Origin of the sequence: Salinisphaera sp. T5B8 (assembly GCF_040361255.1) — a bacterium.
Classification (GTDB): Bacteria; Pseudomonadota; Gammaproteobacteria; order Nevskiales; family Salinisphaeraceae; genus Salinisphaera.
The window spans coordinates 83,869-108,075 of the sequence record NZ_APNG01000015.1 but is presented as its reverse complement, the minus strand read 5'-3'; the positions used below and the strand labels follow the sequence as shown (position 1 = coordinate 108,075).

Annotated in this window: 21 protein-coding genes; 7 read left to right on the top strand and 14 right to left on the bottom strand. The window is 64.1% G+C overall.

Going from position 1 to position 24,207, the window contains the following annotated elements:
• Positions 1 to 24 precede the first annotated feature (24 nt).
• From T5B8_RS14090 to T5B8_RS14070, 5 genes are all read right to left on the bottom strand, one after another.
• Positions 25 to 501: a GNAT family N-acetyltransferase gene (locus T5B8_RS14090; protein WP_353179730.1), complete on the bottom strand. Its 477-nt coding sequence runs from the start codon at positions 499 to 501 to the stop codon at positions 25 to 27.
• Positions 502 to 527: 26 nt separating this feature from the next.
• Complete coding sequence (locus T5B8_RS14085) at positions 528 to 1,211, bottom strand: type 1 glutamine amidotransferase domain-containing protein (RefSeq protein WP_353179728.1); 684 nt, start codon at positions 1,209 to 1,211, stop codon at positions 528 to 530.
• Between the two features lie 66 nt (positions 1,212 to 1,277).
• Positions 1,278 to 2,027, bottom strand: a complete 750-nt coding sequence (locus T5B8_RS14080; protein WP_353179726.1) for a phosphatase PAP2 family protein — start codon at positions 2,025 to 2,027, stop codon at positions 1,278 to 1,280.
• Between the two features lie 84 nt (positions 2,028 to 2,111).
• Positions 2,112 to 3,449: an ATP-binding protein gene (locus tag T5B8_RS14075; RefSeq protein WP_353179724.1), complete on the bottom strand. Its 1,338-nt coding sequence runs from the start codon at positions 3,447 to 3,449 to the stop codon at positions 2,112 to 2,114.
• A complete protein-coding gene (locus T5B8_RS14070; RefSeq protein WP_353179722.1) occupies positions 3,450 to 4,172 on the bottom strand; it encodes a response regulator in 723 nt (240 codons plus the stop codon).
• 210 nt (positions 4,173 to 4,382) lie between these two features.
• Between T5B8_RS14070 and T5B8_RS14065 the strand changes: the two genes are divergently transcribed.
• The 5 genes from T5B8_RS14065 to T5B8_RS14045 all read left to right on the top strand — a co-directional run bounded on the left by T5B8_RS14065 (position 4,383) and on the right by T5B8_RS14045 (position 10,934).
• Positions 4,383 to 4,901, top strand: a complete 519-nt coding sequence (locus T5B8_RS14065) for an EF-hand domain-containing protein (RefSeq protein WP_353179721.1) — start codon at positions 4,383 to 4,385, stop codon at positions 4,899 to 4,901.
• Between the two features lie 111 nt (positions 4,902 to 5,012).
• On the top strand, positions 5,013 to 6,503 hold the full coding sequence (locus T5B8_RS14060; RefSeq protein WP_353179720.1) for an efflux transporter outer membrane subunit: 1,491 nt from the start codon (positions 5,013 to 5,015) through the stop codon (positions 6,501 to 6,503).
• The gene (locus T5B8_RS14055; RefSeq protein WP_353179718.1) at positions 6,500 to 7,846 is read left to right on the top strand and encodes an efflux RND transporter periplasmic adaptor subunit; all 1,347 of its coding nucleotides are present in this window, start codon (positions 6,500 to 6,502) and stop codon (positions 7,844 to 7,846) included. Before T5B8_RS14060 ends, T5B8_RS14055 begins: the two co-directional genes overlap by 4 nt.
• A complete protein-coding gene (locus T5B8_RS14050) occupies positions 7,843 to 9,246 on the top strand; it encodes an efflux RND transporter permease subunit (protein ID WP_353179716.1) in 1,404 nt (467 codons plus the stop codon). Before T5B8_RS14055 ends, T5B8_RS14050 begins: the two co-directional genes overlap by 4 nt.
• The gene (locus T5B8_RS14045; RefSeq protein ID WP_353179715.1) at positions 9,237 to 10,934 is read left to right on the top strand and encodes an efflux RND transporter permease subunit; all 1,698 of its coding nucleotides are present in this window, start codon (positions 9,237 to 9,239) and stop codon (positions 10,932 to 10,934) included. The genes T5B8_RS14050 and T5B8_RS14045 overlap by 10 nt, the downstream gene beginning before the upstream one ends.
• On the opposite strand, the gene T5B8_RS14040 is transcribed toward T5B8_RS14045, so the two are convergent.
• Positions 10,904 to 11,935, bottom strand: coding sequence for a response regulator (locus T5B8_RS14040; protein WP_353179713.1), 1,032 nt, complete (start codon positions 11,933 to 11,935; stop codon positions 10,904 to 10,906). The genes T5B8_RS14045 and T5B8_RS14040 overlap by 31 nt on opposite strands.
• Positions 11,932 to 15,216, bottom strand: a complete 3,285-nt coding sequence (locus T5B8_RS14035; RefSeq protein WP_353179711.1) for a response regulator — start codon at positions 15,214 to 15,216, stop codon at positions 11,932 to 11,934. Before T5B8_RS14035 ends, T5B8_RS14040 begins: the two co-directional genes overlap by 4 nt.
• Positions 15,217 to 15,478: 262 nt before the next feature.
• On the opposite strand from T5B8_RS14035, the gene T5B8_RS14030 reads away from it, so the two are divergent.
• Positions 15,479 to 16,069 carry a hypothetical protein gene (locus T5B8_RS14030; RefSeq protein ID WP_353179709.1) on the top strand — a complete coding sequence of 197 codons (591 nt, stop codon included), beginning with the start codon at positions 15,479 to 15,481 and terminating at the stop codon, positions 16,067 to 16,069.
• A gap of 892 nt (positions 16,070 to 16,961) precedes the next feature.
• On the opposite strand, the gene T5B8_RS14025 is transcribed toward T5B8_RS14030, so the two are convergent.
• Genes T5B8_RS14025 through T5B8_RS14015 form a run of 3 tightly spaced genes read right to left on the bottom strand, consistent with a single transcriptional unit; the run spans position 16,962 to position 20,093 of the window.
• Positions 16,962 to 17,819: a Rossmann-fold NAD(P)-binding domain-containing protein gene (locus tag T5B8_RS14025; RefSeq protein ID WP_353179708.1), complete on the bottom strand. Its 858-nt coding sequence runs from the start codon at positions 17,817 to 17,819 to the stop codon at positions 16,962 to 16,964.
• The gene (locus T5B8_RS14020) at positions 17,812 to 18,996 is read right to left on the bottom strand and encodes a heme biosynthesis HemY N-terminal domain-containing protein (protein WP_353179706.1); all 1,185 of its coding nucleotides are present in this window, start codon (positions 18,994 to 18,996) and stop codon (positions 17,812 to 17,814) included. The genes T5B8_RS14025 and T5B8_RS14020 overlap by 8 nt, the downstream gene beginning before the upstream one ends.
• Complete coding sequence (locus tag T5B8_RS14015; RefSeq protein WP_353179704.1) at positions 18,996 to 20,093, bottom strand: uroporphyrinogen-III C-methyltransferase; 1,098 nt, start codon at positions 20,091 to 20,093, stop codon at positions 18,996 to 18,998. The genes T5B8_RS14020 and T5B8_RS14015 overlap by 1 nt, the downstream gene beginning before the upstream one ends.
• Between T5B8_RS14015 and T5B8_RS14010 the strand changes: the two genes are divergently transcribed.
• Complete coding sequence (locus tag T5B8_RS14010) at positions 20,086 to 20,445, top strand: hypothetical protein (RefSeq protein WP_353179702.1); 360 nt, start codon at positions 20,086 to 20,088, stop codon at positions 20,443 to 20,445. The genes T5B8_RS14015 and T5B8_RS14010 overlap by 8 nt on opposite strands.
• 165 nt (positions 20,446 to 20,610) lie before the next feature.
• On the opposite strand, the gene T5B8_RS14005 is transcribed toward T5B8_RS14010, so the two are convergent.
• The 4 genes from T5B8_RS14005 to T5B8_RS13990 form a co-directional block, all read right to left on the bottom strand.
• On the bottom strand, positions 20,611 to 21,393 hold the full coding sequence (locus T5B8_RS14005) for a uroporphyrinogen-III synthase (protein WP_353179700.1): 783 nt from the start codon (positions 21,391 to 21,393) through the stop codon (positions 20,611 to 20,613).
• Positions 21,390 to 22,310: a hydroxymethylbilane synthase gene (gene hemC / locus T5B8_RS14000; protein ID WP_353179698.1), complete on the bottom strand. Its 921-nt coding sequence runs from the start codon at positions 22,308 to 22,310 to the stop codon at positions 21,390 to 21,392. Before hemC ends, T5B8_RS14005 begins: the two co-directional genes overlap by 4 nt.
• Before the next feature lie 66 nt (positions 22,311 to 22,376).
• On the bottom strand, positions 22,377 to 23,108 hold the full coding sequence (locus T5B8_RS13995) for a LytR/AlgR family response regulator transcription factor (RefSeq protein ID WP_353179696.1): 732 nt from the start codon (positions 23,106 to 23,108) through the stop codon (positions 22,377 to 22,379).
• A gap of 39 nt (positions 23,109 to 23,147) precedes the next feature.
• Positions 23,148 to 24,185, bottom strand: coding sequence for a sensor histidine kinase (locus tag T5B8_RS13990; RefSeq protein ID WP_353179694.1), 1,038 nt, complete (start codon positions 24,183 to 24,185; stop codon positions 23,148 to 23,150).
• Positions 24,186 to 24,207 lie beyond the last annotated feature (22 nt).

Here is a 24,207-nt window from a genome sequence, read left to right as displayed (position 1 = left end):
TCTACTCGTTGTTGTTGAGATGCTTCAATTGTCGAGATGCTTTTGCAGGCGTACGCCATCTTCATGGCCACCACCGGCGCTGGGATAATAATCCGCCAGCCGTGCGGTTTCGCGATAACCCGCGGCGGCGAACAAGCCGCGCGAGGCCGTATTCGACCAACGTGCCTCGGCGCGCATGACAACACAGCCACGTGCGATAGCGTGCCGTTCGGCCTGCGCGAGCAGCGCGGCGGCTACACCGCGCCCGCGTGCGGCCGGGCCGACCGCAATCGAATACAGCCGAGCCACGCGACTGCCGCGCCGATAGAGCACGACGACATCCGCCACGATTGCATCATCGATCACGGCGACCAGAAAATCGCCATGCGCGCGGGTGAGAAGATGTCGCAGGCTACGCCCAGTCTGTGCGTCCAGCGCGAAACAGGCCTGTTCCAGTGCGACCACAGCGGCCAGATCGGCGAGCGTGGCGACACGAATCGTAGGCGATGAAAGCGCGGGCATGGCGCGAGTATACGCGCAGCAACGTGCTATTTCGGTTGCAGTTGGGCGATGAGCGTACGTGCGGCCGCGGTCGATGAGGCCGGGTTCTGACCGGTCACCAGATTGCCGGCCACCACCACATGCGAGGCCCAGTCCTTGCCGCTGGAAAACTGTGCGCCCTGGGCCACCAGCATGTCCTCGACACGAAACGGCACCACATCCGCCAGGCCCACGGCCTGTTCTTCACGATTGGTGAAACCGGTGGCTTTCAGCCCGTGCACCAGTGGCCCGCCGCTGGCGTTTTTCGCATGCCGGAGCACGCCCGGCGCATGACAGACCAGTCCCAGCGGCGTACCGGCCGAATACTGGCGTTCGAGCAGGCCGATGGAGTCTCGATCCTCGGCCAGATCCCATAACGGGCCGTGCCCGCCCGGATAGAAGATGGCATCGAAACGGTCCGTAGCCACGTCCGCGAGTTTTCGCGTTTCCGCCAGCGCGCGTTGCGCCTCTTGATCGGCCTTGAAACGCTCGGTCGCCGGCGTTTGCGCGTCGGCCGTATCGCTGGCCGGGTCCAGCGGCGGCGCGCCACCGGCGGGCGATGCCAGCACCACATCGGCGCCAGCATCCATGAAAACGTAATACGGCGCCGCGAACTCCTCCAGCCAGTAACCGGTCGTTTTGCCGGTATCACCGAGCCGGTCGTGCGAGGTCAACACCATCAGCACCTGCATGCCGCGTCCTTTGATTGAATCGAAGCGGCAACGATGCGCCCGGCTGCGGTCACATTCAATTGCCTTTTATCGGTGCGATGGATGGTGCGTATGGGCATGCGCGCCGCGCCGGGTCTGACGCATCAAACCGACCAGTGCGCGTACGAGCGCGTCCTGTACCGGCGTAAACACCACCAGCGACACCGCGACCAGTGCGGTCACCACGCCGCCAATCACCGCATCGCTGAACCAGTGCGCACCGCTGACCAGCCGCGGCAATATGAAAAGCGTCGCCAGCAGTGCCGATACCAGCCCATAACGGCGTCCGGCAAAGAACCACAACAGGAAGGTAAACGTCGCCACCACGGTGGCATGGTCGCCCGGAAAACTCTGGGTGGAATGATCCTTGGCGTCGAATGGCGTGTGCTCGGACAACAGCGTGAAGGGCTGCAATACCAGCGACGGGCTTTCGCGCGCGACATCCTTGAACAGAAATTCGCGGGTAAAGGCCACAAGCAATACCAACAGCACGCACACCACCACCGCACGGGCGAAACGCACCTCGCGCGGCGCATTGGTGCCCCGCATGACATAGCAGGCCAATACCGCGAACAGAATCAACGCGGCGATGTAATCGAACACCCGCAGATTCGCGAACGCCCAGAACAACTGCTCGGGACGGCTGGTCTGTACCAGCGAATTCAGACCGAAGGCGATATGCCGGTCCAGGCTGTCCCAGAGCATGCGTGTGGGCGACCACAGATACGACAACACCATCAGCGCGGCAATGCCATAGCTGATCAGCAACCCACGCAGATTCCAATACGGCTCGTTCATGGCAGACATGTCGGCGTACCTCGCTATCGCCACACGTTTCACGAACGAGATATTAACGATTTATTAATCCGTTGTACATGCCATCTAAATAGTGCCGGTTCTGGGCAGGCGAATCTGTACCGACAGCCCGCCCTCGGCGCGGTTGGCCAGCGTGATTTCGCCGCCGTGGCCCTGTACGACCGAACGAGCGATCGACAGCCCCAGCCCCGTTCCGCCGGTATCGCGGCTGCGTGAGCTTTCCAGGCGTACGAACGGGTCGAACACGCGTTGCCTGTCGGTTTCGGCGATGCCCGGCCCGTCGTCGGCAATACAGATCGTGACCGCTTCAGGCGTGTCGCTTAGCGTGAGTTGTGCCCGTTGGCCGTAGGTCAGTGCGTTATCAATGAGATTACGCAGTGCACGGCGGATCGCGGCCGGCCGACACACCAGTGCCACGCGCGTATCCGGCTCGAAGGCCACGGCCGCGCCGGCCGCGCGATAGTCTTCGCACAGCGCGTCGACCAGTGCCGCCAGGTCGACATTGCGGCTTGGCTCGGTCGCGGCCTCCTCGCGCATGAAGGTCAACGAGGCTTCGCTCATGCGCGCCATATCGTCCAGCGTCGCGGCCATGGCACGGGTATTGTCGTCGTCGGGCAGAAACTCCAGACGTAGGCGCAGGGCCGTGATCGGCGTACGCAGATCGTGGGCAATCGCTGCAACCATGCGCGTGCGATCGGCCACGAAGCGCGCCAGGCGCTCGCGCATGAGATTGAATGCCGCCACCGAGCGCCGGATATCCTCGGCGCCGTATTCCGGCAGCGGCTCGACGGTCTCGCCGCGCCCGAAACGCTCGGCCGCGCGTGCCAGATCGCGTAGCGGCGCAGTAATACGCCGGCTGGTCACCACCACGATGACGGCCATTAACAACCCGCTGACGGCCAGTGTCAGCAATGACGAGCGCGCCCAGTGCCGGGTCGGGTCGAACACCCGTTGGCGCGCGCGCAGCCATTGGCCATCGTCGAGCCGAACGGCCATGCGCAGGGCGTCGCCGGCCCGCCGGTTGGGCCGGCGTGCCAGCCCGGGGCCAACCGCCACACGCACGCGCGCCACGTCGATCTCCATGCTGCGGGCCATATCGCGGGCGAAACGCTTCGCGGTATCGCTGGCGCCAACGAATGTGCGGCCCGGCGTGGTGGCCAGGCGATAACGCAGATCGCGGGTCGACAGCGCGGACACGGCCTCGGCGCGCTCGTCCACAGGCACGAAATCGAGCGTGCGCGTGGCTGCGGCCACGTTATCGGCCATATTCGCGAAAATCACGCGTTCGAGAAAACGATCGCGCTCGTGCATGAACAACACGAAACTCACCAGCTGCGAAATCATCAGCGCGAGCAAAGTCAGTGCTGCGATACGCCCGGCCAGACTCCGCGGCCACAGGCGCATTCAGACCGCCTCGCAGGGCGCGGCAAACCGATAACCGCCGCCCCACACCGTGAGTATCAGCCGCGGATTGGCCGGATCGGCTTCGATCTTGCGACGCAGCCGGCTGACCTGGTTATCGATACTGCGGTCGAATACCTGCGCCTCCCGCCCCTGGGTCAGATCCAGCAGCTGATCGCGCGAAAGCACATGATTGGGATGGCGCACAAACGCGAGCAAAAGCCGGTACTCGCCGGTCGACAGGGCCACCGCCACACCGTCGTCATCGACCAGTTCCTGTTGGGCGGTATGAAACACCCAGCGATCGAATCGCCATGCGGTGCACTCACTGTGGTTGCGTTGGGCTGGCAAGGCGCTCGCCCGGCGTAACACTGCACGGATGCGCGCCAGCAGTTCCCGCGGCGAAAACGGCTTGGTGACGTAGTCGTCCGCGCCCATTTCCAGGCCGATGATCCGATCGGTTTCGTCGGCCACGGCGGTGAGCAGCACGATCGGAATGGCACGGGTTTCGACCAGCCAGCGACACAGGCTCAAGCCATCTTCGCCGGGCATCATGATGTCCAGCACCACCAGATCGAAAGCCGATTCGCGCACCAGCCGGCGCGCACTGGCTGCATCGGCCGCCGCCGAAATGCGAAAACCATGATCGCGCAGATAGCGCGTGAGCGAATCACGAATATCGCGATGATCGTCGACGACGAGAATATGCGGCTGTGGCTCGGCCATGAACACAAACAAACGAATGGCCTGGCCAATATAACGCGCCCGCCACGCGCCTTTGCGTACCGCCGTGTATCGAACATCGCCAGCGCCCGGGCGGTGACACAATTTGCGACAAATTCGCCCGCCGCCGACAGATTTCTACGACATTCCTGCGCGTAAATGAGTCACGAAACCGGGCCATACCGGCCCGTTCGACATCCAACGGAGCGATCGATGAAACACCGTCTTCTCACCACGGCCCTGGCGGCCGGCCTTGTCGGCATCGCCAGTGCCCACGCCAGCCCGATGCACGAACCCGACCAGTTGTTCAACGCGCTCGATGCCGACGGAAACGGCCAGCTGAGCCAGCCGGAAGTGGCCAACATGCCCCAGGCCATGGGCAAGCTGCGGTTTCAGAAGGCCGATAGCAACGGCAATGGCCAGATCGACAAGGACGAATTCATGGCCCAATCGCGCGAGCGCGCCGAGCGCTTGTTCAAGCGTATGGACGCCAATGGCGACGGCCATCTGGACGCCAGCGAAGCGCGGCCGCCAAAACACGCCGGACACGAGGGCGATCACGCCAAACCCGGCAAAGATGCCGACAGGGCCAAGCAGCGCGACAAGCGCGGCGAAATGTTCAAGAAAATGGATCGTAACGGCGACGGCAGCGTATCGCGGGAAGAATTCGACCAGGCCATGCAGCGCCATCGCGAGCGCATGCAGGATCACCACGACAAGCACGCATCGTAAGGCGCCCCCGGCCTGCATGCGCCCCACGGGCGGGCCGGATTCGGCCTGCCCTTACCGCCGGCGTCATCGCCGGCTCGTTTTCACAGCCGGTAGAATGCGTCCGAGTCTCCCGTGATCTGGTCATCGCCCATGCGCCTTGCCGCTATTGCCTGCCTGTGTGTGGCGTTCGCCGGCTGCGCAACCACACCACTCGACCAACTGGCGCAACCGGCATTCGAACTGCCTGCGCGCTTCGGCGCCCAGGGTGAGGCCGGTGTGGCCAGCCACTGGTGGACGGCCTTCGACGATCCGGGGCTGAATGCGCTGACCGAGCGCGCCCTGGCCAACAACTTCACCCTGGCCTCGGCCTATGCGCGTGTAGAACAGGCCCGCGCGACGCTGGCCAGCGCCAACGCCGATCTGTTCCCCAGTGTCGACGCCAGCGTCGAGCAAAGCGCGACCCGACGTTCGAATAGCGGCGCCGAGGTCAGCGGCAGCACCGCGGGCAGTAACGGCGTCGTGCTCGACAGCGGTGGCTCGAACTGGCGCGATACCCGAACGTTGCAGTTCTCGGCTGCCTACGAACTCGATCTCTGGGGCCGGCTGCGCAATGCCCGCAGCGCGGCCGTATTCGATGCACGCGCGAGTGCCGCCGACTATCAGGCGGCCGCGATCACGCTCACCGCCGATCTGGCCAGCAACTGGTACCAGCTCCAGGAACTGCGCGCACGCATTGCCCTGCTCGAAGACCAGATCCAGACCAATCGCGATGTGCTCGATCTGACCACTTATTCATTCACGCATGGCCAGGCCCAGGCCGCGGATGTGCTGCGCCAGCGCCAGGCGGTGGAATCGGTGCGCGGTCAGCTCGAACAGACCCGGGCCAGCGCGGCGGTGGTCGAACACGCGCTGGCCACGCTGGTGGGCGTCGCCCCGGAGCACTTTCAGCCGCCGCAGGGCGAGCTGATCGCCCTGCCCGCGTTGCCGGATACCGGCGTGCCGGCGACCGCGCTCATGCGCCGGCCGGATGTACGCCAGCCGTTCTATGCGCTCGCCGCCGCCGATCGGCGGGTCGCGGTGGCCGTGGCCGAACGCTACCCGCAGCTGTCGTTGTCGGCCAGTCTGTCCAGCAGCAACGACTCGGGCGATCTGTTTTCCAACTGGATCACGCAGCTGGCCGCCAATCTCACCCAGCCGATCTTCGACGCCGGATCGCGGGCGGCCGAGGTCGATCGCAGCGAGGCGGTCGTCGCCGAAGAAGTGGCCGACTATCAGCAAAGCCTGCTCGAGGCCTTGCAGGAGACCGAGGATGCGCTGGCCAACGAATACCGCCAGAAGCGCTATCTCAAACGCCTGGATGAACAGCTGCGTCTGTCGCGCGAAAGCGTGGCCAACCTGCGCCTGCGCTATCTGCGCGGGGCAACCGACTATCTCGATGTACTCGATGCCCTGCTCACGCGCCAGAACCTGCAGGTGGATTATCTGGCCGGCCGCCGACAGTTGCTCGACTACCGTATCAATCTCTATCGCGCGCTCGCCGGCGATATCGACAGTCTGCCCGATGCCGGCATCGATACCCCGGACGTCCCGCTACGCGCCGCCGCCGACGAAGATCGTCCATGAACACACCCGCCTCGAAAAGCCGTATCCCGCGGCTGCTCTGGATCGCCCTGCCCGCGCTGGTGCTCGTCGCAGGGGTAATCATCGCGTTCGCCATACTCGGCAGTGCGCCCAGCGCGCCCAAGGGCAAACCGCGCGAGCGTCAGGCACGGCTGGTCACGGTCACGCCTGCGGAAGCCGCACCGGCCACGCTGGATTTCTCGGCCAATGGCACGGTCGAGGCCGCGGATTCCACTACCCTGCGGCCGCGTGTCTCGGGCCAGATCGTGGCCCTGACCGACAAGCTCGCGCCCGGCACCCGCTTCGAACAATCCGACGTGCTCGCCCGTATCGATCCCACCGACTACGAGCTGGCGCTGGCCAGCGCCCGTACCGACCTGGCCAATGCCCGTGCCGCGCTGCGTGTCGAACAGGGTCAGCAGGCGGTGGCCAAGCGCGAACTGGCGCTCGTGGGCAGCGAGGTCAGCGCCGACGAACGCGATCTGGCCCTGCGCGGCCCGCAGCTCGAACAGGCCCAGGCCGATGTCGAGGCCGCGCGCACCGCGGTCGAACAGGCCCGGCTCGATCTCGAACGCACGAAGATCCGGGCGCCCTTTGCCGGCATCGTGACTGAACGCAGCGCGTCGCTTGGCGATGTGGTCACCACCAGCGATACGCTGGCCACGCTGGCGGCGACCGATACTTACTGGGTCGATGTCTCCATGCCGGTCGATCAACTGCGTTTCATTCATGCCGCCGACGCCCAGCGCGCCGGCACCCCGGCCCAGATCTACTATCCGGACGGCTGGGGCGCCGATGCCTTTCTGCCCGCCGAGGTGCTGCGTATCCAGCCTTCACTGGAAACCTCGGGCCGCATGGCGCGGGTGTTGCTGCAAGTGCCCGATCCGCTGGGCGACAACACGCCCGCGGATACGCAGCTGCTTATCGGCGCCTATGTCCGCGCGGCCCTGGAAGCGCGCCTGCCGGCCGACAGTGTGCTTATCGACTCGGCCTTCGTGCACGAGGACAACAACGTCTGGGTGATGGACGACAACGACCACCTGGATATTCGCAGCGTGAATATCATCTATCGGGATGCCAACCAGACGGTGGTTTCGGCCGGGCTCGCGCCGGGCGAGGCCGTGATCAGCAGCGAACTGACCGCGCCCATTCAGGGCATGCCGGTACGGGTGGAATCCCCCAGCAGCGACGCCCCGTCCAAGGCCGGCAACGCAACCGATAAGCCGGCCATGGCCGGCGACACGATCGACGACACGGACAAACTCGGCCTGCGCCTGAGCGGGCCACCGGCTGATCTCGGTGGCGGCTCACAGACATTGGCTAAGACGACGGAGCCCCGTTCGTGAGCGACACCCCGCGCCGCGGCCCGATCGCCTGGATGGTGGCCAATCGGGTCACCCCGAATCTGCTCATGCTCGTGCTGCTGGCCGGCGGCCTGCTGATGACCACGCTCATCAAGCAGGAAGTCTTTCCCGAGTTCAGCCTCGACATGGTCACCGTCTCGGTCGCCTATCCCGGCGCCACGCCGGAACAGGTGGAACAGAACATCGTGCTGGCCATCGAGGAGAAGGTACGCGATGTCTCCGGCATCGACGAAATGACCGCGGTGGCCTCGGAGGGCAGTGCCACGGTCACCTTGGAGTTGTCGGAATCGGCTGACGGTCAGGCCGTATTCCAGGATGTCCAGCAGGCGATCAGCCAGGTCACCACCTTTCCCGACGATGCCGAAAAACCGGTGATTTCGCTGTCCGATCATCAACGCGATGTGCTCGATGTACAGCTCTACGGCGATGTCAGCGAAAACGCCCTGCGTGCCTATGCTGAGGAAGTACGCGACCGGCTGTTGCAGTCGCCGGATATTACCCAGGTCGAACTCGAAGGCGCACGCGACTACGTGTTGCGTATCGCCATCTCGCAGCAGCGGCTGCGTAGCTTCGATCTGACCCTGGGCGAGGTCGCCGATACCGTGGCCGCCTCGGCAGTGGATGTCGCCGGCGGCAGCGCGGATACCGCCGCCGGCGAAGTATTGCTGCGCCTCAAGGGCCGGCGCGATACCGCCCGCGAGTTCGAACGCATACCGCTGGTGACCACCGCCGATGGCACGGTGGTGCGGCTGGGCGATGTCGCGCACGTGGAAAGCGGCTTCGAAGACAGCAAGACCGAAGCCACCTACGACGGCGCGCGCTCGATCGGTATCGAAGTGTTTCGCGTGGGCAAGCAGACGCCGATTTCGGTGTCCGAGGCCACACGCAAGGTGATGGCCGAGCTGGAAAACGATTTGCCGCCCGCGCTGCACTACGCGATCAACGGCGACAGCTCGGAAATCTATCAGCAGCGCCTCGAACTGCTGCTCAAGAACGCGTTCATGGGCCTGGTGCTCGTGCTGGTCGTACTCAGCCTGTTTCTGGAAGTGCGGCTGGCGTTCTGGGTGACCATGGGCATTCCCACGGCCTTTCTCGGGGCCTTTTTGTTCCTGCCGTTGATGGGCGTAACCATCAACATGATCTCGATGTTCGCCTTTATCATCGCCCTGGGCATCGTCGTCGACGATGCCATCGTGGCCGGCGAAAACATCTACGAACAGCGCGAGCGCGGGGCGAGCGTGATGCAGGCAGCCATCGCCGGCGCGCGCGATGTGGCCATGCCGATCTCGTTTTCCATTCTTACCAACGTGGTGGCGTTTCTGCCGCTACTGCTGGTCCCGGGTTTTCTCGGCAAGCTGTTCGGGGTGATCCGATGGTCGTGATCACCGTATTCCTGGTGTCCTGGGTCGAGGCGCTGTTCATCATGCCCGCGCATCTGGCCCATGGCCGAACGCGCCAGCGCAACCGCCTGTCGGCCGCGATTCACGCCCGCCAGCAGGGGTTTTCACGCGGTTTTTCGCGGTTCGTAAGCGATTATTACGCGCCGTTTGCGTCGAGGCTGGTAGTGCATCGCTATCTCACCTCGGCGCTGGGCGTGGCGGTGCTGCTGATCGTGCTCGCCTGGGCTTTTTCCGGACGCATGGGCTTTGCGCTAATGCCCAAGGTGGAATCCGATCGCGCCCAGGCCACGCTCACCCTGCCCTATGGCAGCCCCATGGATCGGGTGCAGGCCACACGCGATCGCCTGCAAGCCGCCGCCCAGCATGTCATCGACAATAACGGCGGCGATGATCTGGCCACGGGCGTATTCGCCACCATCCAGGAAAACGTCATCGAAATGCGCGTGTATCTGCAACCCGCGGATGTACGCCCGATCAGCACGGCCGCCTTCATTACCGCCTGGCGCGAACAGCTGGGCGATGTGGCCGGACTGCAGTCGGCCCAGTTCCAGTCCGATGCCGGCGGGCCCGGGGCCGGCAAGGCGATCACCGTGGAACTGTCGCATCGGGATACCGATACCCTCGACCGCGCGGCCGAAGCCCTGGCCACGCGGCTGGGCGAGTTCGCCGGTACTACCGATATCGACGACGGCGTAGCCGAGGGCAAGAACCAGATCAGCTTCACCCTCAACGAGGCGGGGCGCTCGCTCGGGCTGACCAATGCCAGCGTCGGCGCCCAGGTCCGCGCGGCCTTTTACGGTGCCGAAGCCCTACGTCAGCTGCAGGGGCGCAACGAAGTCAAGATCCTGGTGACATTGCCCGAGGCGGAGCGCGACAGTGCGGCGGCAGTACGCAATCTGCTCATTCGCACGCCCGATAATACCTACGTGCCGCTGGCGCAGATCGCCGATATCGACTACACCCGCGCGTTTACCCAGATCACGCGTCGCGACGGCCGGCGCAGTATCGAAGTCAGTGCCAACGTAACCCCCTTCGATGCCACCAGTCGTATTACCCAGACCCTTAACGCCCAGACGCTGCCACAGCTGGCAAAAGATTATCCCGGCCTGACCTACGGCTATTCAGGGCGTCAGGAAGACACGGCGAATTCAGTGCATGCCCTGTTCGTGGGCTTTGTCTTTTCGATGGCGGGTATCTACATGCTGCTGGCGATTCCCTTTGCCAGTTATATCCAGCCCCTGATCGTGATGATCGCGATTCCGTTTGCCGTGGTGGGTGCGATTCTCGGTCACGAGATCATGGGCTACTCGTTGTCGGTGATCAGCCTCATGGGCGTACTGGCGCTGGCCGGCGTGGTGGTCAACGACTCACTCGTTCTTATCCACTATGCCAATACCCTGCGCAATCAGGGCGAGCGCCCGGCCGATGCGGTGCGCCTGGCCGCAGTGCGGCGTTTTCGCCCCATTCTGCTGACCACGCTCACCACCTTCGGGGGGCTGGCGCCGATGATTTTCGAAACCTCGCTGCAGGCGCGTTTCATGATCCCGATGGCGATCTCGCTGGGCTTCGGCATTCTCTTCGCCACCGCGATCACGCTGGTGCTGGTGCCCTGCTTCTATGTCATCGTCGAAGATCTGCGCTATGCCATGGGACGGGGCGAGCCAGCCTGACGCGCGTTTCGATCGGCTTCGTCGCGTTGATCGCATTCGTGCTTGATCTCGCGAATGATGGGCAGAATATCCATGAAGTGTTCGATCAGGCGCGGCTCGAAATGACTGCCGGCGCTGGCCTGCATGGTCTTGACCGCCTTGTCGATCGGCCACGCGGGTTTGTAGGGCCGTATCATGGTCAGCGCATCGAAAACATCGGCGACCGCGGTCAAGCGTGCCGATTCGGGGATATCGGTGCCCGACAGCCCCTCCGGATAACCCGTGCCATCCCATTTTTCATGGTGGTATAGCGCGATTTCGGCGGCCATGCGAAACATCGGCCCGGAGCCGTGCTCGAGAATGCCGTAACCGATTCGCGAATGCGTTTTCATGACCGCCCATTCGCGCTCATCCAGACGGCCGGGCTTGCGCAGTATCGCATCGGGTATGCCGATCTTGCCGATATCGTGCAATGTCGCCGCGAGCTCAAGCTGAGTGGCGTCTTCGTCGTCCCAGCCGCTGGCTCTCGCCAGCGCCGAGGTATAAGCCGCCATTCGCCAGATATGCAAGCCGGTATCGGCATCGTGGTAATGGCCCGCGTTGCCGAACATGTAAAGCGTCTCGCGATAGGCGCGATCCACCTGGCTGGCGTGAACCAGCGACAAATGGGTGCGCACCCGCGCGCGTACGATCGCCGGTACCAGCGGCTTGGTGATGTAGTCGACCGCACCCGCGGCGAAACCGGCCGTTTCGTTACCGATATCGGTCATATGGGTCACGAAGATGACCGGGATATCGCGGGTCGCCTCGTTCTCCTTGAGCTGGGCGCACACCTCGTAGCCGTCGATATCCGGCATACGGATATCCAGCAGCACCATTTTCAATCGCTGCCGCTTGCACACGTCGAGGGCCTCCTGACCGCTGGTCGCGAATATCAGGGCGTGCTCCCCACCGAGTATCTGGCGCATCGCAGCGAGTGTCTCCGGTTCGTCGTCGACCACGAGAATTCGTCTTGCTGTCATGGCGCCTCCCCCAATTCGATATCCAGCGTCGCTGCCAACGCGCGCGTGGCGCGCTTTCCGGCAGCAAAATCGAAGTTCTCCAAGGCCGTATCGATCTCGACCAGCGCCTGTGGCGGCACATGCGCGCCCAGCGTCTTGAGCCACGGCTCGACCGCGGCAGGGTCGTTATCGTCAAAGCCGACGAGCAAACCTCGTAATGCCTGCTCGATTATGACGTAATCACCCGCACCTTGTCCGGCCTGCGGCGCAGGGGCCGCTACGAACGCATAGCGGGCGATCCAGGCGTTGGCGCGCGACAGCGCCGCTTCGAGCGCATCGAATGTGGGTTCCGTATCGCGCTGTGCGACCAGGGCAACTTCCAGCCGACAGGCGCATTCCTGAACCTCTTCGAGCCCGAGATTGGCGGCCGCGCCAGCCAGGGTATGGGCCATGGTCGGCGCGGCGCCGGGAGCCATCTCACGCATAACCGGTACGCTTTGTGCGTACTTGCGTATGAACCGGCGCAGATAACGCTGGTAGATCGCTTCGTCTTCCCATATCGCGAGCGCACGCTCGAAGGCGACGACGGGTTGCCTGCGTTGAGCATCCGGGCCGGGGTCGGGCCGCTCGGTGGCGGCTTCCATGGCATGTGCCGGGCGCGCGTGCCCTACACAGCGATCGATCACATCCACCGCCTTCTGGGCATCGAAGGGCTTGGGCAAAACATCGGTCATGCCGGCCGCGCGGGCGTCGTCATATTTGCCAGACTGCATGCCGGCACTGGAAGCCACGATCGGCACATCGGCGCAGGTTGGCATGGCGCGAATAGCCCGGCAGGCCTGATACCCATCGACACCCGGCATCTGCAGATCCATGAGCACGATATCGACTTCGTCGTGATAGGCATGCATCCAGTCCACGGCTTCCTGGCCATCGGCGACCAGCACCACTTCGGCGCCTTCGTGGGTGAACACACGGGCCAGGAACTCGCGGTTGATGTCGTTATCGTCGGCCACGAGAATTCGAACACCCTTGAGTCGATCGCCGGTGTCACGCGCGACGGGCATCGCTCCGTGGCGATCGCGCAATACTTCGGTCACCGCATCGTAGAGCGTCGACGAGGTGACCGGTTTCTGAATCAACGGTCCGACGATGTTCGCCTCGCGTTGCACCCGCAAACGTTCGGCCACCTCCTGGCGCGCGGCCTGGCTGACCATCACGATCACCGGTTCCATGTTGCCGGGGTCGATCGCATGGATCTCGGTGACGATTTCGATGATGTCGGCGCCGGGCATAGCCCAGTCCAGCATGAGCACCAGCGGACGGTTCCTGGCCGAGCGCTGCTTACGCGCATATTCGACCAGAGCCGGGCCGTCGACCACAGCAGCCGCATCCCAGCCGAGGGCCTGTACGGTATTGCGCAGGCCGGCCCGTGCGACGGCGTTATCGTCGGCCACGGCCACTTCGATATCGGTCAGGTCGCGACATCCCTGCACGTGCTCGCCTTCGCGTTCGAAATCGAGGGTGAACCAGAACTCGCTGCCTGCCCCGGGGGTACTCGACAAACCCATCTCGCCGCCCATCATGGCGACCAACCGTTTGCAGATCGTCAGCCCCAGGCCGGTGCCGCCATAGCGCCGCGAGGTTGAAGAATCTGCCTGGGCGAACTGGTCGAAAATGCGTTGGCGCTGATTCGGCGGAATACCGATACCGGTATCACGGACCGCGAATCGCAGGGACACACGTTCGCGTTCGAGATCGAGAATACTGACCGACACAGCCACATGGCCATGTTCGGTGAACTTGATGGCGTTGCCGGCCAGGTTGATCAGCACCTGTTCCAGACGCAAGGGATCGCCGATCAGTCGATCGATCGGCGCAGGCGGCGGGATGATCACCAGCTCGATATCCCGATCCTGGGCGTTGGCCGCCATGATGGTCGCCAGATTGTCGAGCACATCCGCAAGATTGAAGGCCTTGTTTTCCAGTACGAGACGGTCGGCCTCGATCTTGGAGAAATCGAGGATGTCATCGATGATGCGTACGAGTGACCGGCTGGCGGCGTCCATCTTGCGCAACAGCTGGCGGCCGTAATCGCTCAGGCGCTCCTGGGCGAGCAGATAGATCAGACTGGAGACCGCATTCATCGGCGTACGAATTTCGTGGCTCATGTTGGCCACAAAATCGGCCTTGGCACGCGCGCCGGCCTCGGCGGCATCAGCCCGCGCGGCCAACGCCCGGTTAAGGCGCCCGATACGCAACTGCGACCATGCGATCCAAGCGCTCAAGCCCCATGCCACCAATAGCACAATCACAATGACCGGTACGAGCGAACGCCATACCCGGGCGCCGATCATCGCGACTTCGTCCCGCGCAATCTGGATCGCGACATACCACATATAGGGCTGTTCGCTATGCACGCCCGGCGCCTGCGCATCGTTTTGAATACTCGCACGCACCGGGGCGAGCGGATCGATCCGGGTCCATATCCACAGCCGGTCGTCGATCAGGCGACTACCGGCCGGACCGCTTTGAATCACCTGCCAGATATCAGGGTAGCGTTTGCCGAAACGCCGATTCGAGGACAATTCGAAACCCCATTCATCAGCGCGCTCGGGGCTGTGCAACCAGTAGCCGTCGCGGTTGAGCAGCATCAGCTGGTCGGAAAACTCGCCTGCCGCCAGGGCAAACGCATCCAGCCACTCGCGTCCGAGCACATTGGCGACTACCAGCCCGCGTCGGCGGCCACTCGCGTCGAACAGCGGTGTGGCAAAACGGATGACCGGCTTGTGGGGTAGCTCGAGCTGGCCTTCTTCGATATTCAGATTCAATGGCGATACATAAATCTCGCCATTCGCCATTGCCAGGCCAGAGCGCACGTAAGGGCGCTCGCTTTTGTCTTGCAACAGCTCGCGCGCGCGTACCGCGATCCGCCCCTGTTCGTAGTCGACGCGTAGCCGCTCGCTGCCGTGGCGGTCGATCCAGCGTAGCTGCGCAATACTGCGATGCGCGCGCATGTAATCGCCGAACTGATCGGCCAGGCGCGCGCGGTTGGCTACCGAGGGCTGCTGCAGCACACCGCTGGCCAGGGTCAGGTTCTTGAGAAAGACAATATCCTCGGCCGCCACCCGCAAACGCTCGCGTAATGCCTGTGCGGCCACTTCCGCTGCATAACGCGCTTGCTCCAGGCTGCCCTGCTGCTCGTAGCGTATCTGCGACTGGGCATAAAAATAACCGCCGACGCCAACCAACAGCGCGAAACTCAGTGCCAACAGCGCAAAGTTGAATAACGCCGATTTCAAGGTGGGCCACCACGGCTATATGCGAATGCCCAGGCGCCAGAATCGCGGCGCACGCAGGTATTCCGCGCCGCCGGCCCTACCCACACGGCATACATTCGAAGCGGCCACGATTCGTTCACTACGAAGCCCCCGTCGAGATTTGTGCTTTGCCTCGGCTCAACCAAGAAAGCACGGTCGCGGCCATTGCATCAACTCGTTGGGCACGCCAATGCCGTTCGGACGACGCTTGCAGCGGTGCGAGCAGCCCGGCTCAGCAAACCCCGTGGCGGGCTCGAACAAGTCTCCCGAAGGCACGGCTGGCGCCGTCGACACGCCGGTCGATGCCATGAAACAGGTACGCCTGCTGGCAGCCAGCGGGTATCCTGTAGTGCCCTGGTCTGTGCAGAACACGATGACGCTACGCAAGATTCCGTCGCTCGCTCTGGCGATTATGCTCTACGGCATGCTCAGTGCCTGTGCCGGCGCGCCATTGCCCTCGGCAGACAACGGTGCGGCGCGCGCGGTTGCCGTGCCCGGTGACGACGGCGTGCTCGTAGAGCGTCTACGCGCGAGCCTGCGCGAACGCGGCTGGGCGCTGATGTCTTACGACGCGGCGGCACTCGAACGTAGCCGTGCCTACGACAGCCTGGCCCGCCAGGCTAAATACCGACTCACGCTCTCCGAAGACCGCATCGGCAACTGTCGCGGCGGCACCCCCAGTTATCTCTACAACGCTGCCATGATCGAAAACCTCAGCGGCGATGTGGTTTTCGCGCTGACCGGCGCAAACTGCCTGGATACGGTAATTTCACGCTTTGCCGACGGACTGGACCGCAACGATCTGATCGTGCCGCGTATCGGCGCCGGCGGCTGAGCCCGCGCCGGCTGATCAACCCGGCACAAAATAGATGGATTTTTCGGGTTGAACGCACACCTTTGCACACAGGCGCGTCGCAGCCACTGGTTGCCACGACATGCACATAAATAGTGGCCAGGCCTCGGCGTTCTTGATTACGCAGACAGATAGGTAACACGACAATCACTTTCCGCAGATCAACACAGATCTGAGCAAAGGGCTGGCGACGTCGGGTTTGTGCGGGGCCGCTTTTGATCTGCGTGAATCGGCGTCGATCTGCGGACACGGCTTTGAGAAACGTAGCCCGTAGCATGAACCGGCGCGCCAGGCCGGCGGCGCCCGACCGGCACGTTTACCTTGATCCTGCGTGACATTCGTTTGGTGTCTCTCGAGCAGGCAGGTTGGCCGCCAGTGAACGCGAAGCCACGCGAATAAGGCGCAAAGACAGATCACGCGAAGGCCAGGCGGCCTGATTGATGTTCACGCCGCGTGCTGCTCAGCGCACTCATCGGTAACACGACAATCACTTTCCGCAGATCGACACAGATCAACACAGATCTGGGCAAAGGGCTGGCGACGTCGGGTTTGTGCGGGGCCGCTTTTGATCTGTGTGAATCGGCGTCGATCCGCGGACACGGCTTTGAGAAACGTAGCCCGTAGCGTGAACCTGGCGCGCCGCGCCGGCGGCGCCCGCCGGGCACGTTTACCTTGATCCTGCGTGACATTCGTTTGGTGTCTCTCGAGCAGGCGGGTTGGCCGCGAGTAAACGCGAAGACAGATCGTTCTAAGGCCAGGCGGCCTGATTGATGTTCATGCCGCGTGCCGGGCTGCGTAGATGATCAAGCCGGTGCTAAATTTCTCGACGGCGTCGAAAACCACGCACCTCGCCCGCTGCTTTGGCGCCGGGTTATCAGTCCAGCGGCGGCTCGGCCTTGAGACTGGCAGCCAGCCCATCGTGAAAATCCGCGAACGCGAATTCATAGCCGCTGTCCTCGCGCAGGCGCTGGTTGCTCAGCCGCCGCGACTCGCGCAGAAACGATAGACGCATCGCCGAAAAACGCTGCTCGGCCTCGGCCCAGGAAATACGGGGCGGCGGCTCAACATCGAGCATATGCGCGAGGGTATCGTAATACACGCCCAGACCCGTCGGATGGCCATCGCTGGCGTTATAGACGTTATGCGACAAGCTCTGGCTACCGGCCAGCCAGGCGATGGCGGCGAGATCGTCGATATGAATCCGGTTGCTCCAGCCACCGTCGGCGTCATCGAGAATCGGCGTGGCGTCACGTAGCCGCTCGATCGGCAGCCGGTTTGGCCCGTAGATGCCCGGCGCGCGCAGTATGCGCGCCTCGCGCGCGAATGCCAGGATCTGGCGTTCGGCGTCGACACGTCGTTTGGCACGCTCGCTTTCGGCATTCACCGGGCGTGTTTCATCCACCCAGTCGCCGCCGCAATCGCCGTACACGCCGCTGGTGCTGATATAGACGGTATAGGCCGGCGTCGCGTCCAGCGCCGCGAGTACGCGGGCCATGCGCGTATCGGCCTCGCCTTCGCGTTGTGGCGGGGCGAAATAAAACAGCCGGTCGCAGGCACCCAGATCGAGCGTATCGGTATCGAGATCGAGCATCTGCGCGGTCGCGCCAACCCCGCGTACCCGCGCCGCACTGGCGGAACTGCGCACCACGCCGGTGACCGAATCGCCGGCGGCGACCGCGCGTGCGGCAACCCGCACGCCGGTGTCGCCACAGCCCACGATCAGGCTATGCATCGTCGCGCAATTCCAGGCCTCGGCGATAGGCCGAGCGCGCTTCTTCCTTTTCGTTGATTTCCTCGAACAGCCGGCCCAGCTCGAGCAACGCATCCGGGCGCGACTGGTTCTTCTGGCTGGCTTCGAAATAGCTGCGGGCCCGTCCCCAAAGCCGATTGCGCAGGCACAGGCGGCCAGCCACCAGCAACAGTTCGGGCTCTTCGCCGTACTGCTTGAGCCAGTTTTCGACCGTGGCCAGCTGGGCCGTACGATCGGCACATTCCAGGTCGCCAAACAGCAAAACCAGCGACGCGCTCCATTCCTGCTTGAGCGTTTCGCGCACCACATCGGCGGCCTGTTCGTCGGCGCCGGCCTGCTTGAGCAGCTTGGCATAGCGCTCGACCATGCTCGGGCGCGAACGCAGGCGCTTGGGCACGCGCTTCCAGGCCGTGGTCAGGGCAATGGCATCTTTCTGCTGGTTGTGGGCCAGATCGTCGTTCCAGGCATCCACGGCCAGCCGATCGATATTCTCGGTGGGCATCTCGCCGTATTTGTACAGCGCCGGCACCAACGCGCGCAGCTGCTTGTAGTCGCCCACGCTCGCCGACTGCGCTGCATACAGCTGCAGGACCTGCGGATGGGTCGGTTCCATCTGATACAGCCGGGCGAGGCTGGCCATGGCTTCGGCACTCTGGCCCTGCTGGATCTGCAGCTGGGCCTGGGTGAGTAATACCGCCAGTTCGCTCGCGCCCTTGCGTGAGGCAGCCAGCTCGAGAAACCGGTCGCGGTCGGACACGTGGCCCTGGAACTGGGCCGCGCGTGCGGCGAGCAGATAATTCAGCCCCGGCGCTTCATGGCGATCGGCCAGACGGCTGAGCTCGGTCTGGGCACGCGCCCAGCGCCCCTCCAGTAACAGCTGCATACCGTCATAAAGCGAATGCCGCGCCTTGCGTTCGCGGCGTTTGGCCAGCCGGTTGCGCAACGAGCGCGGCAGCAGCACGCCGGCCACCACGAGTTTGTAGAGACCGATCGCAATCGCCAGCACCACGACCAGCGCGGCCACCGCGAACAGCAGCGAGGTTTCGACTTCCCAGCCGCCGAAGGACAGCAGCAGATAGCCATGCTGATCGCGAAAGACCAGCGCAATGACAATGCCGAGAATCAGGAATAGGCAGAAAGCCAGCAGCGTACGGCGCATCAGGCACCTTCCTGGCCGGTCGCCTGACCGGTACCTGCGTTATCGCTTTCGCCACCGGCGCTACCGGCGCTGCTATCGCCCGAGCCGCCGCGACGCGACTTGAGTTGCTCGAGCAGTACCAGGCTGCGAGAAATATCCGGTGTATCCCAGTCGAGCTTGACGTTGCTCATCTGATCGAGCCGCTCGCGCATGTTCGACACGGGCGCAGCGTCGGTATCGTAGTAGTCGGCAAGCCATTCGCGCGCAGTGGCCAGACTCTCGCGATAGTTCTGGGTATCGCGTTCGAGCAGCGCTAACCGGGCACTGCGCAGTTCCAGCTGCAGATTCTGATTCAGGAAGAACGCCTGATCCGGCGGCAGCAACGCGCGCTGCGTACCATCCGAACGGCGAATGGTGAGCATGCCGGACAGGGCATCGCCAACCGAGTTCTTGAAATGATCCCAGCCCTGGCTGAACTGCGACTGGAATTCGTCGAAGCTCATGCCCTCGTCGCTATCCGCGTCCTGCGACGCCTGTTCCTGGTTTTCGTATTCGCCGGGCACGCTCGAGGCCAGCGGCAGGTTGGGCACCTGTTCGATCAGCGCGGCCAGCTGTAACGACAGCCCTTCGATATCCGGCGACGGCAGCGCCTGCAGCGCGGCGATCTCGTTGGCGATTTCGCCGCGAATATCGAACAAACGCGGATCGTTCTTGCGCGCGATGGCATCGCTGGCCATTTCCAGCGCACGGGCTGCGCCCTGCGGGTCGTCATAGAGCTGGACACGCTGATTGGCAACGCGCAGCAGCGATTCGATCTGATCGAGTTGCAGCCGGTTGGCGCCGTCATTGCGCGCATCGGAGAGCTCCGCCAGCTGGGTCTGGGTCGTTTGCAGCGACTCCTGCAGCTCGGAGAGCGTCTGGCCACGCCGATCGAGGCGCGAACCCAGATCGTCGAGATCCGAATTCAGCGACTGCAGTCGCGAATCGAAGCGCGACAGCTTGGGCATGACGATGTCCTGCACGCTGGATTGCACGCTCTTTTCGACCGTATCCAGACGCGAGTCCGCCGAGGCCAGACGCTGTTCGCCACGATAGAGCAGCCAGCCGGATATGACCAAGGCGATTGCCGCGATCACCACCGCGACGATGGCGATGATGGGCGGCTTGCTGGCGCCACCGCTACCGGAACCGGCCGCGGTCGGCCGGTTGGGCGTCGCCGAGCCGGCTGCGGCGGCCTTCGGTGTCGACGTACTGGCCGAGCTCTTGGTCGTACCGGTCGTACCGGCGCTGGCTGCGCTCGACGATGCAGTGCCGGACTTGGGCGTGCCGGTGTGGGTCGGCGTATTCGACGACGAACCCGATGTCGTGCCGGACTTGGCCGTACCCGAGGCTTTTGCGCCCGACGCGCTCTGCTTCGTGCTGGCTTTGCCGGCGCTGTCCTGCCCGGAACGGGACTTGTCGGCCGCTTGACCGCCGGACGATTTCGCAGCGCCGCTCGTGGTACTGGCCGGTTTCGACGCGCTGGCTGCGCTGTTGTCCTGGTCAGCGCCCTTGCTCGAAGGGGCGTCGTTACGCTTTTCTTCACTCATGTGGTCGCGGATTCCCCCGGTAGCCGATAGCCCGTAGCGATGGCTGCTATTGTCGGTCGCCCGTCGACAGCCGCGCAAGCGCGGCCACGATGGCCTCGCCGCTGATGTTCTCGACAATCAGCGGTGCATGCTGCCAGTACAGGCGTTGATCGGCCTGTTTTACCACACGCGCGCTTGGCGCCACCAACCGACAGCGTTGCAAGGCGGCCCGCAAAGCCGCGTTTTGCGGTGTACTGGCGATATCCGCCAGATGCGACAACGCTTCACCACTGGTCACGATCGCGGTATCCGCCCGCGCGGCGATCTCTTCGAGCCGCTCGCGCTCCGGCGTCAACCAAAGCCGGCGATAAAGCGCGATCTTTTCAACCCGTGCGCCGCGTTCGCTCAACGTATCGACCAGCAGACTGCGCCCGCCCTCGCCGGACAGAATGGCAATATCCAGCCCGGCCACATCGGTCAGCGCGTCCATCGCAAGCAACGCTTCGCTGGTGAACGCACCCTGCGGACGGTGTACGGCCCGCCCGGCCGCGGCTTCAAGCGCATCCGCGCTCGCCGCGCCCACGCCGTAGAGCTGCCCGGCCGGTTCGAAGTCCGGCATGATTTGCCAGGCCGCATCAACAGCATTGGTGCTGGTGGCCAGCAACCGATCAGCGCTACGCGCGCGGGCAAGCGCCTGCCGGGCAGCGGCGCGCTCGGACGTGGTTTCGATCGCCAGCAGTGGCTCGACGATCACCGTCGCACCGGCCTGCTCGAGTTGGCGGGCCCAATCCGCGCTTTGATGCGCGGCGCGGGTCAGCCAGATCGTTTGCCCGGCCAGCGGCGCATTCATCCCAGATCAGCGAGAATCTTGTCCGCGCCAGCGGCCAGCAGCCGCTCGGCCAGCCGGTGACCCAGTTCGGCCGCTTCGCCGGTCGGGCCGCTGATTTCGTCGCGCACCATGACACTGCCATCAGGCTTGCCGACACAGGCGCGCAGGCGCAGCGTCTGGCCGTCATGAACCGCGTGGGCGGCGATCGGCAGATGACAGCTGCCCTCGAGACGTGCGTTGACCGCGCGCTCGGCATCGATCCGGATATGCGTGTATTCGTCGTCCAGGGCGGCGATATGGGCGGCGGTTTCATCGTCGTCGGCCCGGATCTCGATACCCAGCACGCCCTGGCCGATCGCCGGCAGGCTTTGCTCCACGGTCAGTTCGCTGGCGATACGCGAGGCCAGTTCGAGGCGTTCGAGACCCGCACAGGCAAGCACGATGGCATCGAAATCGCCGCGGTCGAGCTTGGCCAGACGCGTTTGTACATTGCCGCGCAGGCTCAGGATTTCCAGATCCGGGCGCAGATGCTTGATCATGGCCGCGCGGCGCAGGCTGGAGGTGCCCACGCGCGCCCCGTCGGGCAAGGATTCGAGCGTGTCGTAATGATTGGACACGAACGCATCCAGCGGGCTGCCGGGCGCGAGCACGGTCGGCAACGCGAAGCCCGGCGGCAGTTCGGCCGGTACGTCCTTCATCGAATGCACCGCCATATCTGCCTCGCCGTTTGCGATCGCGGCTTCGAGTTCTTTTAGAAACAAGCCCTTGCCGCCGATCTCGGCCAACGGCCGATCGAGTACGCGATCACCCTCGGTACGAATGGGCAACAACACGACGTCGATATCGGGCAGCGCGGTCTGCAGGCGCACCTGTACGTGTTCGGCCTGCCACATCGCAAGCTGGGACTGGCGGGTGGCGATACGCAGGGTTTTGGACATGAACGAAAGCCTTGTTGAAGTACGCCGGACCGCGGCGCAATGAAAATCGATGAGCCGGCGCGGATTCTACTGCTGCTCGACGAGCGCGCGTACCTCGGCCAGACGGCGTCGGCTGACCGGTACCGGCTCATGCACGTGGCGCAGGGTCAGCGTCGCGCCCTGTTCGCCGTCCAGACGCAGGCCGGTGATATGGCGCTTGGCAACCAGCGCCTTGCGGTGCACGCGCATGAAGGCATCGCCCAGCGTCTGTTCGAGTGCGAGCAGCGACTGCTCGATGAGCAATTCACCCTGCATATGATAGACGGTGGTGTATTTCTGATCGGCCCAGAAATACAGAATATCGCTTGCGGCCACGCGTTCGATGCCATCGCGGGTGCGTGCGCTGATATAGGCCGGGCCGTGGCCCGTGACCACGTCGCCGAGTGCGGCAACCTGCGCACGGCTGGGCCGACGCGCGCGCGCCAGTGCGGCGGCCAGATCGTCGCGGCGTACCGGTTTGAGCAGGTAGCCGGCGGCATGGTTGTTGTGCGCCGACAATGCATGCTCGCTGTGCGCGGTCACGAAGATCACCGCCGGCGGCACGTCGGCATCGGCGAGTTCGCGGGCGACCTGCAGGCCATCCATGCCGGGCATGTGCACGTCCAGCAATATGGTATCGGCGCTGGTCTGGTCGATACAGGTCAGCGCGCTGGCGCCGTCACCGGCTTCCCCGACCACATCGTAACCGGGAAAGGCCTCGATCATGCGGCGCAGGCGTTCGCGCGCCAGCGGCTCGTCGTCGACGATCACGATTCGCATCTACGTCCTGTCATCGCGCCTGGTTCGCGCCCTCTGGATTCAACCGATCTGCGGTACGACCATGACGACTGTAAAGCGATCGGCCTGTTCGTCAACGCGCAGTACCGCTGCATCACCGTAGCGCAAAGCCAGCCGATTGCGAATATTGGCCAGCGCCTGGCGGTTGCCGGGCACGCTGGCGGTGTCGCCGGCGAGCGGGTTCGACACCTGCACGACCAGCGTGTTGCCCTTGCGCTTCGCACTGATGGTGACCGTACCGCCGGTGGGCAGGCGCGCCACGCCGTGGCCAATGGCATTTTCGACCAACGGCTGCAGCGACAAGGCCGGCAGCCGGCAACGCCGCGCATCGGCGGCGATATCGATATCCAGACGCAGGCGCTCGCCCAGGCGCAGCGACTCGATACCCACATAGGCATCCACCAGCGTCATTTCCTCGTCCAGCGCCACCTCCGCCGGCCCCTGTTCGGAAAGCCGCGCGCGCAGCAGCACGGCGAGATCCTCCAGCGCGGTTTCGGCATCGTCCGGACGAACCGCGATCAGCGCTGCCACGCTATTGAGACTGTTGAACAGAAAATGCGGCTCGATACGCGCCTGCAACGCCTCCAGCCTGGCCCGCACCTCGGCCTGGGCATGGTTCTGCCAGGCAGAACGCAGCCAGAAATAACGCAGCGCCAGCGCAGACACGACCGCACAGATGCCTACGCTGCGAGCGAGAAAGCCGTCGTGCGACGCGTCTTCGAGCAACAGGGCAAACCCCGAATAACGCCCCGCCACGAAGGTGATTTCGGTAATCGAGAGCGTAACCAGCAACAACACCAGATAGGCCAAGAGCGCCATGCCGCGCGCCGACATGCCACTGGCATAGCGCTTGATCAGGCACAGCGCAGCCGCACTGCACACGCCGATCCATTGCAGATAGATCGACAGCAACAGAAACCGGCGTGGCAGCTCATCGGTGAGCGAGCCGCCCAGCGCGAGCACGACCGCCACCGCCTCGCAGACCACCAGCACGCGCAGCACCCGCGCACCGGTACAGAAATCCGGCAGAAATTCGACAGGTTCGCGGGCGTTCGACATCAGCAAAGCTTATGCCGAATCA